The sequence below is a fragment of the Duganella sp. GW821-FHT07F09 genome (assembly GCF_059418705.1).
In genome coordinates, this window is sequence record NZ_JBWKQJ010000016.1 from 58,052 (window position 1) to 79,036 (window position 20,985).

Consider the following 20,985-nt stretch of genomic DNA (forward strand, 5'->3'; position numbering starts at 1 on the left):
CGCGAATTTCGCGGCTCTTTTTCGCCTAGACGCCCGGGGGGAAGGGCACTGGAAAGTCGGCCGGTGTAAATTAATCGCATTATTTGTATCAAAATGTGACTGGAGGCATTATTTCTGATTTGCAATCGTGATAACATGTGATGTTACCAAAACAATCAGAAAGAATTCCCGTGAGTAAAGACGTTATCTTCATCGACAGCCGCGCCGGCGGCGCCTCCCTCGTCAGTGGCCAAGTCGGTCCGGATACCGAAATTATCATACTGGATGGAATGCAGAACGGCCTGGAGCAGATGGCCCGGGCGCTGATTGGCCGCTCCGGGCTGGATTCGGTTCAATTGATCTCCCACGGAGCCGCCGGCACCTTATTGCTCGGCAATATGCTGATCACCAGAGATGATCTGGCTAGCTATCAGTTCCAGCTTCGGCTCATCGGAGCGAGCCTGGCCGAAGGCGGCGACTTCTTGCTGTACGGTAGCGACGTCGCCCATGGCGAGGCCGGCCAGCACTTCATCGAGGCGCTGGCTCTGGCGACCGGCGCCGACGTTGCCGCGTCGACCGACCTGAGTGGTCCCGCCGGGCTGGGCGGAAACTGGACGCTGGAGGCGGCGGTAGGGACGGTAGAGACGGCGTCGCTGAGCGTGGCGACCGGCGACACGCTCGGCCTGTACACCGGGACTTCGAGCAATGACACGCTTCAAGGAGGGTACGGCAGCGATACTATCTTGGGTGGAGACGGCGACGACTCCATCAGCGGAAGTTATTATTCGAGCTCCGGGCGCGGCGGCGACCATTTGGACGGTGGGAATGGCAATGACAGCATCTGGGGAAGTTTCGAGAACGATCTGCTCATCGGTGGCGCGGGCGATGATACGCTCGAGAGCGGTACTGGGCGAGACACGGTTCAAGGTGGGGAAGGTGATGATCTCATTAACATGTACTCCCCTAACGCGGACCAGTTGATTGACGGCGGCGCCGGCAACGACACCATTTACGCTGACGGCAACGACACCGTCACGGGGGGCGATGGTAACGACCTTATCCTGAATGCCGCATGGACCGATCGCCCGGTTTTGCTGCAGGTGGATGGTGGGGCCGGCGACGATACGATCCACATGCTTTTCTTTCCCACGCCCGACCAACAAATGTTGGCCACGGGCGGTACTGGCAGGGATACGTTTGTCCCTGGGACGTATAACGTTAATGGCCAGAATATCGTGACGGACTTCAGCGCCGGTCCCGGCGGTGATCGTATCGATGTGTCCCAGTTGCTTATTAATAGCACCACTTTCGGTATGACCACGGCAATCAATCCGTTTGACGCGTCATACCGCTACCTGCGTTTAATCCAGGACGGTAGCGACACCTTGCTTCAGTACGATGTTGATGGAATAGCCTCCGGGACCGATGAGTACAAAACGGTCCTGGTGCTTCGAAACGTCAATGCAAGCAGCCTGACCAAAGAAAATTTCACCGATTTGATTTCGCCGGACGGCGGCAAAATCGGCGGCCAAGTGGTTATCACACCGAATGGATTGGGCGTGCTGCAAGGCGGTTTTTACAACGACACCATCACCGGTGGCACAGGCACCAACACGCTGGCGGGCGGTTACGGTAACGATCGTTTGCAAGGTGGTAACCAGCCGGACGGCGAGACCGGCGACAAGATGAGCGGCGGTGCTGGTGACGACACGCTGATCGGCGGCACGGGCAACGACACCTTGCGCGGGGAGTCGGGGAGTGATTACCTCGACGGCGGCAGCGGCGACGACCACCTGATCAGCGGCGGGATTGATAGCGACAGCAACAAGGGCATCGATACGCTGATCGGCGGCGACGGCAACGATATCTTGTCGTTCCGTGCAATCTTCTACAACGGCGCACCGGTAATCATCAATGGCGGCGCCGGCGACGATGTGATCGATGCATGGAGCGGGGCTGGCTTGGGCGTCATTAGTGGCATCCTTACCGGTGGCAGCGGCAGCGACACCTTTGGCACGCCCATTTCGTTCTTTTCCGTCGGCAACATCCTCCAGGTCACCGATTTCAAGGTCGGTGCCGGTGGCGACCGCGTCGATGCAGAAGGGCTGCTCAGCGATGATATCCTTAATTTCAAGACGAATCCATGGCTGACCGGTAGCGGCTTTGTGCGCCTGCTGCAGTCGGGCGCCGACACGTTGGTACAGCACGATATGGATGGCATCGGCGGCGCCCAAACGTTCGTCACGGTGCTGGCGCTTCAAAACGTCAACGCGAGCCAACTCACGCAGGCCAACTGGCTGGCGCACTTGCTCGAAGGCGGGACCGGCGACAATACCTTGTACGGCGGCTTCGGCGCGGACACCCTGAGCGGCGCCGGTGGCAATGACGTGCTGGACGGCGGCGTGGGCGACAACCTGTTGCTGGGCGGCGCCGGGAACGACACGCTGCTCGGCGGCGCCGGCGCGGACCAGCTCGGCGCAGGCGCAGGCGTCGACATCGCCGACGGCGGCGCCGGCGTCGACACGCTGACGGTGCTGGGCAACTTCGCCGACTATGCGCGCACGCGCGTCAACGCCGCCGACACCCTGCTGGTCAACACGACGACCGGCGAAAGCCTCACGCTGCGCAACATCGAACATGTCGTGTTTGCCGACGGCAGCCGGACGATGGCGCAAGTCTTCACCAACCTCGTCACCAACTTCGACGACGTGCTGGCAGGTGACGGCGGCGCCAACGTCCTCGATGGCGGCAAAGGCAGCGACACCATGGCCGGCGGCGGTGGCGACGATATCTACACGGTGGACGTGCCGGGCGACGTCATCGTGGAATCCGCGGACGGGGGAATCGACCGCGTGGACGTCGCGCTGAGCGCCGCCGGCACCTACGTGCTGGCGGCCAACGTGGAAAACGCCACCGTGACGGCGGCGGCGATCGCCGTCAACCTGACCGGCAATGCATTGGATAACAGGCTGATTGGCAACGCGGCGGCCAATACGCTGCTGGGCGATGCGGGCAACGATATGCTCGACGGCGGCGCCGGCAACGACAAGCTGACCGGCGGCAGCGGCGATGACACCTATGTGGTGGACGCGGCGGGCGACACGGTCACCGAGCTGGTCAATGAGGGCGCCGACACGGTGGAAACCACGCTGGCCAGCTATGTGCTGGGAACCAACGTGGAGAACCTGGCCTACAAAGGCCTGGCCGCCTTCACGGGCAAAGGCAACGAATTGGCCAACCGCATCACCGCCGGCAATGGCGGTTCCACGCTCGACGGCGCGGCCGGCAACGACATCCTCAACGGCGGCGCCGGCAACGACAGTCTGCAAGGCGGGCTGGGCGACGACGTGCTGACCGCCGGCGGCGGCAAGGACAGCGTCGACGGTGGCGCCGGCGCGGACGTGCTGCGAGGCCTGGGCAAGTTCAGCGACTATGCCGTCGCGCGGCCGACCGCGACCGACACGGTGCTGACCGATGGCGCGGGCAACGCGCTCACCGTGCGCGGCGTGGAAAGCTTCGCCTTCGCCGATGGCGACAAGACCTTGACGCAGGTACAGGACAACGTCCCCAGTTCCTCAAACGACAACCTGCGTGGCACCGACGGCAACGACGTGCTCAACGGCGGCCTCGGCGTCGACACCTTGAGCGGCGGCCTGGGCGACGACACCTACGTGATCCTCAACGCGGCCGACATGGTGTTGGAAAACGCCGGCGAAGGCCTCGACCTGGTCCAGGTGGCGTTGACGGCGGCCGGCACCTACGTGCTGGCGGCCAACGTGGAAAACGCCAGCGTGACGGCGGCTGCGGCGGTGGCGGTCAACCTCACCGGCAACGAACTCGACAACGTCCTGACCGGCAACGCGGCGGCCAACACGCTGACCGGCGGCGCCGGCAACGACATGCTGATCGGCGGCGCCGGCAGCGACGTCCTCAAGGGCGGCACCGGCGACGACACCTACATCGTGGCCGAGGCGGGTGACACCGTCACCGAACTGGCGGGGGAGGGCGCGGACAGCGTCAGCGCGTCGCTGGCGAGCTACACGTTGACGGCCAACGTCGAGAACCTGGCCTATACCGGCGCGGCCGCCTTCACCGGCACCGGCAACGCGCTCGACAACATCATCACCGGCGGCAACGCCGGCAACAAGCTCGACGGCGGGGCCGGCAACGACAAACTCGCCGGTGGCAACGGCGCGGACAACCTGATCGGCGGCCTGGGCGATGATACCTTCATCGGCGCGACAGGCAAGGATACCGTCGACGGCGGCGCCGGCGCCGACCTGCTGCAAGGCCTGGGCAAGTTCGGCGACTACGTCGTCACGCGGCCGGCGGCGACCGACACCGTGCTGACCGACGGCGCGGGCAACGTGATCACCGCCCGCGGCGTGGAGAATTTCGCCTTCGCCGATGGCGACAAGACGCTGGCGCAGGTACAGGACAACGTTCCCAGCGGCCAAAACGACAACCTGCGCGGCACCAACGGCAACGATGTGCTCAACGGCGGCCTCGGCGTCGACACCTTGAGCGGTGGCCTGGGCGACGACACCTATGTGATCCTCAATACGGCCGACGTGGTGGTGGAAAGCGTCGGCGAAGGCCTCGATCTGGTCCAGGTGGCGCTGACGGCTGCCGGCACCTACGCGCTGGCAGCCAACCTGGAAAACGCCACCGTGACGGCGGCCGCGACGGTGGCGGTCAACCTCACCGGCAACGAACTCGACAACGTCCTGACCGGCAACGCGGCGGCCAACACGCTGACCGGCGGCGCCGGCAACGACATGCTGATCGGCGGCGCCGGCAGCGACGTCCTCAAGGGCGGCACCGGCAACGACACCTACATCGTGGCCGAGGCGGGCGATGTCGTCACCGAACTGGCCGGCGAGGACACGGACACCGTGCGCGCGTCGCTGGCGAGCTACACGTTGACCGCCAACGTCGAGAACCTGGCCTATACCGGCGCGGCCGCCTTCACCGGCACCGGCAACGCCATGGATAACATCATCACCGGCGGCAACACCGGCAACAAGCTCGACGGCGGAGCCGGCAACGATCAGCTCACCGGCGGCAATGGCGCCGACAATCTGGTCGGCGGTCTGGGCGACGACACCTTCATCGGCGCCACTGGAAAGGATACCGTCGACGGCGGCGCCGGCGCCGACCTGCTGCAAGGTTTGGGCAACTTCGACAGCTATGTGGTGACGCGGCCGACCGCGACCGACACGGTGCTGACCGATCGCGCGGGCAACGTGATCAGCGTGCGCAGCGTGGAAAACTTCGCCTTCGCCGATGGCGACCGGACCTTGGAGCAGGTGCAAGACAACATCGCCAGCGTCGGCAACGACAGTCTGCGTGGCACCGACGACGCCGACGTACTCAACGGCGGCCTCGGCGTCGACACCTTGAGCGGCGGCTTGGGCAACGACACCTATGTGCTTCTCAACGCGGCGGACGTGGTGGTGGAAGGCGAGGGCGAAGGCCTCGACGTGGTCGAGGTGGCGTTGACGGCGGCCGGCACCTATGTGCTGGCGGCCAACGTGGAGGACGCCACCGTGACGGCGGCGGCCTCGGTGGCGGTCAACCTCACCGGCAATGAACTCGACAACGAACTGACCGGCAACGCGGCGGCCAACACACTGACCGGCGGCGCCGGCAACGACAGGCTCGATGGCGCCGCCGGCGCCGACAAGCTGATTGGCGGCAGCGGCGACGACATGTATCTGGTGGATGTGGCCGGCGATGTCGTCACCGAATTGGCGGGCGAGGGCACGGACGGCGTGCGCACGTCGCTGGCGACCTACACGCTGGCGGCCAATGTCGAAAATCTGGCGTACACCGGCAAGGCCGCGTTCACCGGCACCGGCAACGCGCTCGACAACGTGATCACCGGCGGCGACGCCGGCAACAAGCTCGACGGCGGGGCCGGCAACGATCAACTCACCGGCGGCAATGGCGCCGACAACCTGATCGGCGGCCTGGGCGACGACACCTTCATCGGCGCGACGGGCAAGGACACCATCAATGGCGGCAGCGGCGATGCCGATGTGCTGTCCGGTCTGGGCGCGCGGGCCGACTATGTCGTCACCCGGCCGAACGCGGACGACACGGTGCTGACCGATCGCGCGGGTAATGTGATCGCCGTGCGCGGCGTGGAAAGCTTCGCCTTCGCCGATGGAGATCAGACGCTGGCGCAGGTACAGTACAACGTTCCCAGCGTCTTGAACGACAGCCTGTACGGTACCGCCGGCGCCGATACGCTCGACGGCGGCGCCGGTGCCGACACCATGGATGGCGGTGACGGCGACGATACCTACCTCATCGACAACGTCGGCGATGTGATCAATGAAGGCCAGTACTTCGGCACCGACGTCGCGCTGGTGGCGCTGACCACCGCCGGCACCTATACGCTGGGCGGCGACGTCGAGATCGCCAAGGTGACCTCGGCCGCCTCGGTGGCGGTCAACCTCACCGGCAACGACGTCGACAACCTGTTGACCGGCAATGCGGCCGTCAATACGCTCATCGGCGGCGCGGGCAACGACACGCTCGATGGCGCTGCCGGCAGCGACAAGCTGGTTGGCGCCGCCGGCGACGATACCTATGTGGTGGATGTGGCCGGCGATGTCGTCACCGAGCTGGCCGACGAGGGGACGGACACCGTACGGACGTCGCTGGCGACCCACGCCTTGGCGGCCAACGTCGAGAACCTGGTCTATACCGGTACGGCGGCCTTCACCGGCACCGGCAACGGGTTCGACAACGTGATCACCGGCGGCAACGCCGGCAACAAGCTCGACGGCGGGGCCGGCAACGATCAGCTCACCGGCGGCAATGGCGCCGACAACTTGATCGGCGGCCTGGGCGACGACACCTTCATCGGCGCGACCGGCAAGGACACCATCAACGGCGGCGGCGGCGGCGATGCGCTGACCGGTCTCGGCGCGCGAGCCGATTACACCCTCAGCCGGCCGAACGCGGACGATATCGTGCTCACCGACAAAGCCGGCAACATGCTGACCGTGCGCGATGTGGAATGGTTCGAATTTTCCGACGGTCCGCTGGGACTGGAGAGTCTGGTGTACAACGTGCCGAGCATCGGCGCCGATACCCTGGCGGGCGGCGCCGGCGCCGACACGCTGGACGGCGGCGCCGGCGCCGACACCATGGATGGCGGTGACGGCGACGATACCTACGTCATCGACAATGTCGGCGATGTCGTCATCGAGGGCCAGTACTTCGGCAACGACGTCGCGCTGGTGGCGCTGGCCACCGCCGGCACCTACACGCTGGGCGACAACGTCGAGACCGGCAAGGTGACGGCGGCCGCCACGGTGGCGGTCAACCTGACTGGCAACGATCTCGACAACAAGTTGACCGGCAATGCGGCCGCCAACACGCTGATCGGCGGCGGCGGCAACGATGTCCTCGACGGCGGCGCCGGCAGCGACAAGCTGCTGGGCGGCGATGGCGACGACGTCTACCTCGTCAACGACGCCGCCGACGTGATCACCGAGGCCGTGGACGCGGGCCGCGACGTTGTCAAGACGTCGCTGGCCAGCTACGCGCTGGCCGCCAACGTCGAGCTACTGAATTACACTGGCACGGTGGCCTTCACCGGCATCGGCAATGCGGGGGACAACGAGATCACCGGAGGCAATTTCGGCAACAAACTCGACGGTGGCGACGGCAACGATACACTGGTCGGCGGCACTGGCAACGACAACCTGATCGGCGGCGCGGGCGACGATGACTTCCTGGGCGGCGGCGGCAACGACACCATTGATGGCGGCCTGGGCCAGGACCGTTTCTGGATGCAGTCGGTGGCGCACGATCAGGTGAAGGTGACCCGCGTCAGCGCCACCAACACCGTGCTGACCGATGGCGCCGGCAACATGGTCACCTTGCGCAATATCGAATCGGTGGAGTTCAGCGACTGGCACGCCACGCTCGACGAGCTGATATACAACCTGCCCAGCCCCGGCGGCGACCACCTGTATGGCAGCTGGGACGCCGATCGGCTCAATGGCGGCCTCGGCGCCGATACGCTCGAAGGCTACGCCGGCGACGACACCTACGTGATCGCCGACAAGGCCGCCGTCGTGCTCGAAGGCGCCGATGGCGGCAACGACACCGTCGAGGTGGCGCTGACGGCGGCCGGCACCTACACGCTGGCCGACAACGTGGAAATCGCCACGGTGACGGCCGCCGCCTCGGTGGCGGTCAACCTCGTTGGCAACGCCCTGGACAACAGGCTGACCGGCAATGCCGCCGCCAATACCCTGAGCGGCGGCGCCGGCAACGACACCATCGACGGCGGCGCCGGCGCGGACCAGATGGCCGGCGGCACCGGCAATGACATCTATGTCGTCACCGAGAGCGGCGACGTGGTCACCGAGCTGGCCGACGGTGGCGCCGACACGGTGATCACCACCTTGTCGAGCTACGCGCTGGCGGCCAATGTCGAGCTGCTGTTTTACGCCGGCAGCGGCATGTTCACCGCCACCGGCAACGCCCTCGACAATTTCATGGGCGCGCGTGACGGCGGCTCCAAGCTCGACGGTGGTGGCGGTGACGACTTCCTCGTTGGCGGCGCCGGCAATGACAGCCTGGCCGGCGGCGTCGGCAACGATGAGTTCGAGGCATCGGCCGGCGTCGATACCATCGACGGCGGCGCCGGCAACGACACGGTGTGGGGCCTGGACGACTACCGCACCTACAGCATCGTGCGGCTGAACGCGACCGACACCATGCTGACGCACAATTCCGGCGCCAAGGTCACCGTGCGCAACGTCGAGTCATTCGGCTTCGGCGGCACCGTGAAGTCGACGGAGCAGATGCTGAGCAACAGTGTCGGCCCCGGCAGCGATACCGTCATTGGCGGTGCCGGCGACGACATCCTCGACGGCGGCGTCGGCGACGACGTGTTGGCAGGCGGCGCTGGCGACGACCTCTACAAGGTGTCCTCGCCGGGCGACTACGTTTACGAAGAGTGGAACGAAGGCCATGACATGGTCGAAGTGGGGTTCGCGACGGCCGGCACCTACACGATGGATGTCAATCTGGAGGACGCCATTATCACCGGCACCGCCGCCATCAATATCGTCGGCAACGGGGAGAACAACTACCTGGGCGGCAACGCCGCCGCCAACAACCTGCGCGGCGAATCCGGCGACGACACGCTGGTCGGCGGCGCCGGCAGCGACACCATGGCCGGCGGCATCGGCGACGACATCTATTGGGTGGCCGACAGCGGCGACCAGGTACGGGAAAACGCCGGCGAAGGTTACGACGTGGTGTACAGCAAGCTGGCCGCCCACGCCCTCGCGGCCAACGTGGAGGACCTGATGTATGACGGCACCGGTGCCTTCTCCGGGAAAGGCAACGACGGCGACAACCGCCTGTACGCCGGCTACAGCAGCGGCGCCACGCTGGATGGCGGCGCCGGCAATGACCTCATGGTCGGCGGCGCCGGCAACGACAGCCTGTCCGGCGGCGTGGGTGACGATCAATTCCAGGCCAGCGAAGGCAAGGACACCATCGACGGTGGAGCCGGCCTGGACGCTTTCTACGGCATGAACGCGTTCTCCAGCTACAGCATCTTCCGCGCAAACGGCACCGACACCGTGCTGACCGATGGCGACGGCCATGTCTACACGGTGCGCAACGTTGAAAACTTCTACTTCAACGGCGGTCTGAAGACGCTGGCGCAGGTGCAGCAAAACACCGCCAGCACCGGCGCCGACCAGCTGTTCGGCACCGATGGCAACGACACGCTTGACGGCGGCGCCGGCGCCGACACGATGACGGGCGGGTACGGCCTTGATGTCTACGTGGTCGACAACGTCAACGACAAGGTCGTCGAAACGGTCGATGGCGCGTACGACTCGGTCCTGGTGGCGCTGAGCGCCGCCGGCACCTACGTCATGGCGGCCAACGTCGAGCGTGCGGTGGTCACGTCGGCCCTCGGCGCGGGGGCGGTCAACGTCACCGGCAACGAGCTCGACAACGAAATCACCGGCAATGCGGCCGCCAACAAATTGATCGGCGGCGATGGCGCGGATCTGCTCGACGGCGGCGCCGGCAACGATGCGCTCACCGGCGGCGCCGGCGCCGACATCTTCGTGCTCAACAGCTTGGTCGGCACGGACACGGTCACCGACTTCGTCTCCGGCACCGACCATCTTCTGCTGAACCTGGCAGGGCTGGGCGTGGGCAATCGCGACCTGTCGCTCGACGGCGCCACGACGCGCGAGGCGCCGGGCGGTTTCGCGCACGAGTCCGAGCTGGTGTTGTTCAGCGCCCGCATGGCCAGCGCCAGCGCCGCCAACGCCGCCGCCGTGATCGGCTCGGCAAGCAGCGCCTACGCCGTTGGCGAGACCGCGCTGTTCGCGGTCTCGACCGGCGCGGCCACCAACTTGTACCTGTTCAAGTCCAGCGGCGCCGACGCGGTGGTTTCCGCCGCCGAGCTGACCCAGCTGGCGGTGCTGACCGGCACGCCAAGCACCGTGCTGGCGGATTACATGATCTAAGGGCGCGGCAAGCCGTATCCGGACCACGTGGAACGGATACGCATTTGCTCGTTTTTACCTGTCGATCTGCCAACATAAATTTTTAATAAATATATATATATTTAATTCCAATGGCCAAAACTAGCCCTACCGACGCAAGCGTTCCTAGCCCAACGAACGGCATGTTGCCGATCGACCGCGATGCCAGCGGACAAGTAATCAACGGCACCGCCGGCGACGATTTTATTTTTGTGTGGGGCGGTAACAATACGCTGGTGGGCGCGGACGGCAACGACGACCTAAACACGATGACGAGCAGTTTCGGCAATGTCCTGCTGGGGCAAAATGGCGATGATTCGCTGTTGGGCGGTCGCGCCGGCGACCTTCTCGACGGTGGCGATGGCAATGATCGTCTGCTGGCATGGGGCAATAGCGGCATCGACACGCTCTTGGGCGGCGCTGGCGATGACACGATCATCATAGGCGTAGAGGGCAGTCTCGATGGCACCATCATTGCCGATGGCGGGCGCGGAGATGACGTCTTCGAGTTGGGCATCCAGGATGGCTGGAACACGACAAGCATGGCGCTGACCGGTGGCCTGGGCAGCGATAGCTATAGCCTCCGAGACATAAGAAGCACCAACGCCACCATCCTCGATTTCATGGTCGGCCCCGGTGGCGACCGGATCGACCTGGACGCGCTGCTCGATCGCGCCTCCCAGGAAAACAACGGCTACCGGGGGGGCAACCCGTTCGGACCGGACATCCGGTATGTCCGCCTGGTCCAGAGCGGCGCCGACACTTTGCTGCAATTCGATGTGGATGGCGCGGCCGGAAACCGGTCCGATTTTCAAACCATGTTGACGCTCAAAGGCGTGGATGCCGGCACGTTGACCGCGGATAATTTTGTTGATGGTCTGCCCGCCTCGCCGGTCGATCCCTCCGGCGCGCAAGTTGCGGGCCGCGTCGTCACCGGTACCGCTAACGCCGATACCTTGGACGGAGGTCACTTCAACGACACCATCGCCGGCGGGGACGGCGCGGACTTTCTGTCGGGCGATACGGGCGCTGACATGTTGTATGGTGACGCGGGCGACGATTATCTGAATGGCGGGATAGCGGAAGATTACCTTGATGGCGGCGCCGGTAACGATACGCTGACCGGCAAGTTAGATGATGGCGATACGCTGGTGGGCGGCGATGGTAACGATGTTTTCTACGCCTTGTGGGGCAGCACGGAACGCAACGTTACTGGCACCGTTTCGCTGGTGGTCGAAGGCGGCGCCGGCGACGATGTGCTCAGCGTGTATCTCCAAGGCACCGGCCGTGTCACCGCGAACGGCGGCGCCGGGCGCGACACGTACGAGATGATTGATCCCGATGGCGTCGCTCGTCTCCACGTCGAGGATTTTGTTGCGGGCAAGGGCGGCGATCAGATCGATCTAACCGAATTGCTGAATAGCAGCACCAGGTGGCATCTCGGCACGGACAATCCCGGCTATGCCGGTGGCAATCCCTTCACGGCGGAGGCCGGCGTCATCCGCCTGGTGCAGGAGGGGGCTGACACCCTGTTGCAGTATGACCTGGACGGCGTCGCCGGCACCGAATTCGACTTCGTGACGGTGGCGGTGCTGTCCAACGTCCGGGTCGGCGATCTGGATGCCAGCAATTTTGTGGGCGGCATCTCGCCGGACGGCTCGCCCGTAACGGGCCGGCTGCTTCTGGCCGAGAAGGACGCGAGCTGGCATCAGAGCATGGACGGCAGCTACTTTAACGACACCATCATCGGCGGCGGCGTGTCCCAGTACCTGATCGGCTACGGTGGTGACGACGTGCTGACGGCCGGGGCGAAACCGGCGGGTGGCGAGGGCGATATCCTGATCGGCGGCGCGGGCAATGACCACTACGTGGTCGCGTCGCCCGGCGACGTGGTCATCGAACAAGAAAACATGGGATATGACACGGTGGATGTCGCTTATACGAGGACGGGTACCTTTGTCATGCCGGACCACGTGGAGAACGCCACGGTCACCGCGGCCGCCTCGGTCGCGGTCCATATCACCGGCAACGCGCTTGACAACCATCTGAGCGGCAATGCGGCGGCCAATACGCTGAGCGGCGGCGCCGGCAACGACACGCTCGATGGCGCAGCCGGCGCCGACAAGCTGGCAGGCGGCAGCGGCGACGATACCTATGTGGTTGATGTCACGGGCGATGTCGTCACCGAGTTGGCGGGTGAGGGCACGGACACCGTGCGCACCTCGCTGGCGAGCTACACGCTGAAGGCCAACGTCGAGAACCTGGCCTACACCGGCGCGGCCGTCTTCACCGGCACCGGCAACGCGCTCGACAACGTGATCACCGGCGGCAACGCCGGCAACAAGCTCGACGGCGGCGCCGGCAACGACAAACTCATCGGCGGCAGTGGCGCCGACAATCTGATCGGCGGCCTGGGCGACGACACCTTCATCGGCGCGACCGGCAAGGACAGCGTCGACGGCGGCGCCGGCGCCGATCTGCTGCAAGGCTTGGGCAAGTTCGGCGACTATGTCGTCACGCGGCCGACATTGACCGACACGGTGCTGACCGACGGCGCGGGCAACGTGATCACCGTGCGCGGCGTGGAGAACTTCGCCTTCGCCGACGGCGACCGGACGCTGGCGCAGGTGCAAGACAACATCGCCAGCCCCGGCAACGACAGCCTGCGCGGCAGCGCCGGATCGGACAGCGAAACGATGGACGGCGGCTTGGGCGCCGACACCATGACCGGCGGCGCCGGCGACACTACTTATATCGTCGACAACGTGGGTGACACCATCGTCGAAGGTGCTGGTCACGGCACGGACACGGCGCGCGTGTCATTGGCCGGCGGCGCCACTTTCACGCTGGTCGACGGGCTGGAAAACGCCGTCATCACCGGGACGGCGGCCGTCAATCTAATGGGTAACATGCTGGCCAATGCCCTCACCGGCAACGCCGCAGCCAATACGCTCATCAGCATCGGCGGCGACGACACCCTCGATGGCGGCGCCGGCGCCGATAAGTTGTTCGGCGGCACCGGGAACGATGTCTATATCGTGACCGACGTCGGCGATGTGGTCACCGAATACAGTGGCGAAGGGCTCGACGAAGTGCGTACCACCTTGTCGAGCTACACGCTGGGCGCCGATGTCGAGCGGCTGACCTTCACCGGCAAAGGGGCGTTCGCCGGCACCGGAACCGGGCTTTACAATGTGCTCACCGGCGGCGACGGCGGCAACAAGCTCACCGGCGCCGATGGTGGCGACGTGCTCACCGGCGGCGCCGGCGCCGACAGCCTCGTGGGCGGCGCGGGCAATGACAGCTTTGTCGGCGCCGTCGGCAAGGACACCATCGACGGCGGCGCGGACGATGACGTGCTGAGCGGACTGGGCGCCCTTGCCGGCTACACCGTCACCCGGCCGAACGCTGTCGACACGGTGCTCACCGACGCCGGCGGCAACGTGCTCACGCTGCGCAATGTCGAGACGGTGGTCTTCGCCGACGCCACCCGGACCATCGCGCAACTTCAATACAACATCGCCAGCATGGGGGACGACAGGCTGGACGGCACCTCCGGCGCCGACACGCTCGACGGCGGCCTCGGTGACGATATGATGACAGGCGGCGGCGGCGACGACACCTACGTCGTCGAGCGCTACGGCGACGTGGTCGTCGAGGCTTACGACGGCGGCATCGACCTGGTTCAAGTGGCCTACACCGCCGCCGGCGGCTACCTGTTGGGGGATTACCAGGAAAACGCCACCGTCACGGCCGCTGCCTCGGTCGCGGTCGACCTTTACGGCAACCGGGGCGGCAACGTCCTGACCGGCAACGCCGCAGCCAACAAGCTGTACGGCAACGACGGCAACGACACGCTCGACGGCGGCGCCGGCAAGGACCAGCTGATCGGCGACTTCGGCGACGATGTGTACATCATCGCCGATGCCGGCGATGTGGTCGTCGAACTGGATAGCCAGGGGGAAGACGTGGTGCGCACCACGTTGTCGGGCTACACGTTGGCGGACAACGTGGAGGCGCTCGACTACGCGGGCAAGGCGGCGTTTGCCGGGACCGGCAATCTATTGAACAACGTCATTCACGGCGGCAACGGCGGCGCGCGGCTTGATGGCCGCGGCGGCGACGATACCCTGTATGGCGGCAGCGGTGCCGACAACCTGCAAGGCGGGCAGGGCAACGACGTGCTGGTCGTCAGCGCTGGCAGGGACACCATCGACGGCGGCGACGATTTCGACCTGTTGCGCGGGTTGGGTGATTTCGCCGACTACACCGTGACCCGTACGAGCGCGACCGAGATCATGCTGGTCGACAAGGCCGGCAATACACTCACCGTTCGCAACATCGAAGGCTTTGAGTTTTCCGACTTCACCCGCGACCCGGACACCGTGGTCTACAACACGGTCACGCCATTCGGCGACAGGATCTACGGTACCGACGGCGCCGACACACTCGACGGGGGCGCGGGGGCCGACACCATGAGCGGTGGTGACGGCGCGGACGTCTACATGATCGACAACGTCGCCGATGTCATCCTGGAAAACTATGGCTATACCGACGTGGCGCTGGTGGCGTTGAAGACGGCGGGCACTTACCATCTGGCTGACGCCGTCGAGAACGCCACGGTGACGGCGGCCGCCTCGATCGCCGTCAACCTGATCGGTAATTATGATAGCAACGAGCTGACCGGTAACGCAGCCGCCAACATCCTCGACGGTGGCATCGGCGATGACACCCTTGATGGCGGCGCCGGCAGCGATCGGCTGCTGGGCGGCGTCGGCAACGACGTCTACATCGTCGCCGACGCCGGCGACGTCGTCGTCGAAGCGGTCGACGAGGGCTTCGACACCGTGCGCACCACGCGCGCCAGCTACGCGTTGGGTACCAATGTCGAGCGCCTGTCCTTTATCGGCAGCGGTGGCTTCAGCGGTACAGGCAACGAGTTGAACAATATGCTGGAGGGCGGCGACGGTGGCGTCAAACTGGACGGCGGCGCTGGCGACGACTTCGTCGGCGGTGGCCGGGGCAACGACAGCCTGCTCGGCGGCGCGGGTGACGATATATTGCAGTCCGGCGGCGGCCGCGACACCATCGACGGCGGTGCCGGCGAGGATAGGGTATGGATGGCGGGCGACGCGTACGGCGCTTTCACCGTCAAGCGCATCAGCGCGACGGAGACGGTCGTGACCGATTTTCACGGCAATTCGGTTACCCTGCGCAACGTCGAAACGCTAGAGTTCGCCGGCTTGCCCATACGTATAGAGGACTTGCACTACAACATCCCAAGTCCGGGCAACGACCAGCTGTACGGCCGTGCGGGCGAAAGCGACACCCTCGACGGCGGTCTTGGCGTTGACACCTTGCGGGGGTTTGGCGGCGACGACACTTATGTGATCGTTGACGCCGCCAGCCTCGTTCTGGAAGACGAGAACGACGGGCGCGACCTGGTGCAGGTGGCCCTCACCAGGGCCGGCACCTACGCGCTGGCCGACAACGTCGAGGACGCCACCGTGACGGCGGCCGCCTCGGTCGCGGTCAACCTGACCGGCAACGCGCTCGACAACCTCCTGACGGGCAACGCCGCCGCCAACACGCTATTGGGCGGACTGGGCAACGACACCCTCGACGGCGGCCTCGGCAATGACGCGCTGCGGGGCGGCGACGGCGACGACCTCTACCGCGTGGGCCAGGCCGGCGACAGCGTCACCGAACTGGCCGGCGAGGGCCTGGACACGGTCGCCACCACCTTGGCGAGCTACACCCTCGGCGCCAACCTGGAGATGCTGGAATACGGCGGCACGGCGCTGTTCACCGGCACCGGCAACGCGCTGGACAACCTGATCCTGGCCGGCGACGGCGGCTCCAAACTGGACGGCGGCGCCGGCGACGACGTGCTCGCCGGCGGCCGCGGCAACGACAACCTGCTGGGCGGCGCCGGCAACGACGCCTTCTTCAGCGGCGCCGGGCGCGACAGCGTCGACGGCGGCGCCGGCAGCGATCGCTTGCGCGCGCTGGATTACTTCGGCAATTACACGGTGACCCGTCCGAACGCCACCGACGTGGTGCTCACGCACCGCTCGGGGGCCTCGGTGACGGTGCACGACGTCGAGTTCTTCGATTTCGCCGACGCCACGCTGACACTGGCCGAGCTGCGCGAAAACATCGCCAGCCCGGGCAACGACGCCATCCACGGCAGCGGGGGGCGCGACGCGCTGGACGGCGGCGCCGGCAACGACACCCTGTCGGGCGGGCTCGGCGACGATGTCTACCGGCTCTCGGCGAGTGGCGACGTCGTCGTCGAAATGCCGGACGAAGGCCTGGACCTGGCGGTGCTGGACTTCGCGGCGGCCGGCAGCTACACGATGGCCGACAATCTCGAGCAGGTCATCATGGTCGATGCCGCCAAGGTGGCGATCAATGTCGTCGGCAACGCGCTGGACAACTACATCGGCGGCAACGCGGCGGCGAACAACCTTGCCGGCGGCGCCGGCAACGACGTGCTGGCCGGCGGCGCCGGCAACGACACGCTCACCGGCGGCGGCGGCGACGACGAATACCAGGTCGCCGAAACGGGCGATGTGATCGTCGAGAAAGCCGGCGAGGGCGTCGACCACGTCTTTAGCAAGGCGGCCGTCTATACGCTGGGCGCCAATGTCGAGCGGTTGATTTTCAACGGCAGCGGCGCCTTCACCGGCACCGGCAACGCCGACGCCAACCAGTTGTTCGCCGGCAGCAGCAACGCGGCCAAGCTGGACGGCGGCGCCGGCAACGACACCCTGGTCGGCGGCGCCGGCAACGACTCGCTGGCCGGCGGCCTGGGCGACGACCAACTGGAGGCCGGCGCCGGCCGCGACACGCTCGACGGCGGCGCCGGCTTCGACATCGTCAACAGCCTGGGCGCGTTCTCCGGATACAAAATCACGCGCACGACCGCCACCGACACCGTGCTGACCGACGCCAACGGCGTGGCCACCACGGTGCGCGGCGTCGAGCATTTCTACTTCGACGGCGTCGGCATGACCCTGGCGCAGGTGCAGAACAACTCCGGCGGCATCGGCAACGACGTGATCGTCGGCACCGCCGGCGGCGACGTGCTCGATGGCGGCGTCGGCGCCGACACCATGGTCGGCGGCGACGGCGACGACACCTATGTGGCCGACAACGCCGGCGACGTGGCGACCGAGAACGCCGGCGAGGGTGACGACCTGGTGAGCGTGACGATGGCCTCCGGCACCTACGTGCTGGGGGGCAACGTCGAGAGCGCGGTCGTCGTCTCGACGGGCGCCGTGCACCTGACCGGCAACGCGTCGGACAACCTGCTGGCCGGCAATGCGGCCGCCAACCGGCTCGCCGGCGGCGACGGCGACGACACGCTCGTCGGCAACGCCGGCAACGACACCATGGTCGGCGGCGCGGGTGACGACCTGTATCTGGTCGAGGAAACCGGCGATGTGATCACCGAGCTGGCCGGCGGCGGCCTCGACACGGTGCTGACCAAGGCGTCGGCCTACACCTTGTCCGCCAATGTCGACGACATGTTCTACCAGGGCTCGGGCGCGTTCACCGGCACCGGCAACGAGATCGACAACCTGATCTTCGGCGGTGGCGGCGGCGCCCGGCTCGATGGCCGTGGCGGCAACGATACGCTGCAAGGCGGCGACGGCAATGACAGCCTGGCCGGCGGCGCCGGCGACGACCAGCTGTTCGCCATGGCCGGCGCCGATACCCTCGACGGCGGCACCGGCGACGACACCGCCCGCCTGGCGGGCGCGTTCGCCGATTATACGATCGCGCGCCCGAACGCCAGCGACGTCGTGCTCAGCGACCGGGCGGGCAACGTCGCCACGCTGCGCAACATCGACACCGTGTACTTCGCCGACATCCTGATGACCATCGAGGCGATCAAACTGGGCGGCAACGTCGCCACGACCGGTAACGACGCGCTGCAAGGCGGCGCCGGCAACGACACCATCGACGGCCTGGCCGGCAACGACACCATGACCGGTGGCGGCGGCGACGACGTCTACGTCGTCAGCGCGGCGGGCGACGTCATCGTCGAGTCCCCGCTCGAAGGCGTCGACCGGGCCGCCGTCGCCTTCAGCGCCGCCGGCACCTACGTGCTCGCCGAGAACGTCGAGAACGCCACCGTCACGGCGGCGGCCGGCATCGCCGTCAACGTGACCGGCAACGCGCAGGACAACATCCTGGTCGGCAACGCGGCGGCCAATACGCTGGCGGGCGGCGCCGGCAACGACACGCTCAACGGCGCCGCCGGGGCCGACAGCCTGGCCGGCGGCGACGGCGACGACTACTATGTGGTCGACGCCGCCGGCGACAGGGCGGTCGAGGCGCTCGATGCCGGCACCGACAGCGTCGACACGTCGCTGGCCAGTTACACGTTGGCCGCCAACGTGGAGAACCTGCGCTACACCGGCGCGGCGGCCTTCACCGGCACCGGCAACGGGCTGGACAACACCATCCAGTCCGGCGCGGGCAACGACGTGCTCAACGGTGCGGCGGGCGACGATGTGCTGACCGGCGGGGCGGGCAGTGACCGGCTCACCGGTGGCGCCGGCGCCGACACCTTCGTGCTCAACAGCCTGGCCGGCGCCGACACCATCACCGACTTCGTCTCCGGCACCGACCATCTCGCGCTGAACCTGGCCGCGCTGGGCGTGGGCGATGGCGACTTGTCGCTGGACGGCGCCGACACGCGCGATGCGCCGGGCGGTTTCGCTTCCGGGGCCGAGCTGGTGTTGTTCAGCCAGCGCGCGGCCGGCGCCGGCGCCGCCAACGCGGCAGCCGTGATCGGTTCGGCGAGCGGCGTCTACGCGGCGGGCGAGACGGCGCTGTTCGCGGTCTCGACCGGCAGCGCTACCACCTTGTATCTGTTCAAGTCCGGCGACGACGACGCCACGGTGTCGGCCGCCGAGCTGACGCAGGTGGCGGTGCTGACCGGCACGCCGACGACGGCGCTGGCGGATTACCTGATCTAAGGGGCGGCGATCGGGAAACCGCGCATGGTCTGAAACACGTAGGGCGGATTAGGCGGAACGCCGTAATCCGCCCTACGTGTTTCAGGCATTATTCAGGCCGCACGAAATCCAGCAGCGCCGGCAGGCATTGCCGCCTCAGGTCGTAGCGTTCGACGATGGTCCGGCGGGCGGCGTCGCGCAGGTGATGCAGCTCCGCGCGCCGCTCCAGCGCGTCGGCCACGGCGGCCGCCAGCGCCTGGTGGTCGAAGAAGTCGACCAGCAAGCCGTTGCGCCCGTGCTCGATCACCTCGCGCACCGGCGCCGTGTCGGATGCCACGATCAGGCAGCCGCAGCTCATCGCCTCCATCAGCGACCACGACAGTACGAACGGGTAGGTCAGGTAGGTGTACACCGCCGCCACCTGCATCAGTTGCGTCAGCACTTCGTGCGGCACTTTGCCGACGAAATGCACGCGGCCGGCATCGATGCCGCCGGCCACCTCGTCGCGGAATATCTGTTTCCACGTTTTGCCCTTGGGCGGAGGGGCGCCGTAGCTGACGCCGTCGCCGCCGACGATGACCACGCGCGCGTTGGGCCGGCGCTTGAACAGCTCCGGCAGCGCGCGCATGAAGGTGTGATAGCCGCGATACGGTTCCAGCTGGCGCGCCACGAACACCACCACCTCGTCGTCCGCCCGCAACGTCAGGCCGGCCGAGCGCAGGTGCACCGAGGCGGCGGCGTCGGGCTGGAAACGGTCGGTGTCGATGCCGTCGTGGATGACCGAGATACGCTCGCGGAACCAGGCCGGATGGCGGTCGCGCTGGAACGTGGTCGGCGACAAGGCGCCGTCGGCCACCGACATCGCGTGCAGCAGATGGGTGTTGCGCAGCCGGAGCCGCTGCACCGCCGCCGCGTTCGGCCGTGAGAACTCGGGATCGAAGAACGAGTCGCCGCCCTCGAGCTCATAGTAGTACTCGGCGTAGACCAGCAGTTTGGCCTCGGGGAACACGTCCTTGACGAACAAGGCTTCGCCCCAGCCCGGATGGACGAACACCACGTCCGGCGCGTAGCCCTCGTCCTTGAGCGCTTGCATGGCGGCGGCGGCCGATTCGCCGCGCAGCACCTTGCTCTGCAGATCCTTGAGCTGGGGCGGGGCGGGGCGGTGGTGGGCGCCCGCCTCGACCGCATGGCGAACGTAGCGCACGCCCGGCAGGGCGACGGCCGGCTCGCACATGCCGAGGCCGACCACTTCGTGCCCCTGGGCCGCCAGCGCGGGCGCCAGGTGTTTGAATTGGCCGGGGAAATTCTGGTGGATGAACAGATATTTGTGGCGTGCTTGCAAGGCGTGACCTATGGTGTGGGAGGGGCGGGGAGCGGACATGCCAGCCAGTATACATTGCCGCCAGTCACCAACGCGTGTCTGGCTGGCTGTGCGGTTCGCCGTGCGGCGCCCGTTGTTGGGTATAATCGTTGCATTATCCGCTAGCCGG

The 20,985-nt window shown here is 66.5% G+C and carries 3 protein-coding genes; 2 read left to right on the top strand and 1 reads right to left on the bottom strand.

The genetic code is table 11. From position 1 onward, the window contains the following. Positions 1–170 precede the first annotated feature (170 nt). Positions 171–10,505, top strand: coding sequence for a DUF4347 domain-containing protein (locus AC07P1_RS30405; protein WP_494699334.1), 10,335 nt, complete (start codon positions 171–173; stop codon positions 10,503–10,505). A gap of 161 nt (positions 10,506–10,666) precedes the next feature. Beyond that, positions 10,667–19,516 carry a type I secretion C-terminal target domain-containing protein gene (locus AC07P1_RS30410; protein WP_494699335.1) on the top strand — a complete coding sequence of 2,950 codons (8,850 nt, stop codon included), beginning with the start codon at positions 10,667–10,669 and terminating at the stop codon, positions 19,514–19,516. Positions 19,517–19,604: 88 nt separating this feature from the next. Here the strand turns inward: AC07P1_RS30410 and AC07P1_RS30415 are convergent, their stop codons facing one another. Then, positions 19,605–20,837 carry a glycosyltransferase gene (locus tag AC07P1_RS30415; RefSeq protein ID WP_494699336.1) on the bottom strand — a complete coding sequence of 411 codons (1,233 nt, stop codon included), beginning with the start codon at positions 20,835–20,837 and terminating at the stop codon, positions 19,605–19,607. Between the last annotated feature and the right edge of the window lie 148 nt (positions 20,838–20,985).

Excerpts from the sequence above, each read along its gene's own strand:
- AC07P1_RS30410 (WP_494699335.1), top strand. The coding sequence starts at position 10,667 with ATGTTGCCGATCGACCGCGATGCCAGCGGACAAGTAATCAACGGCACC.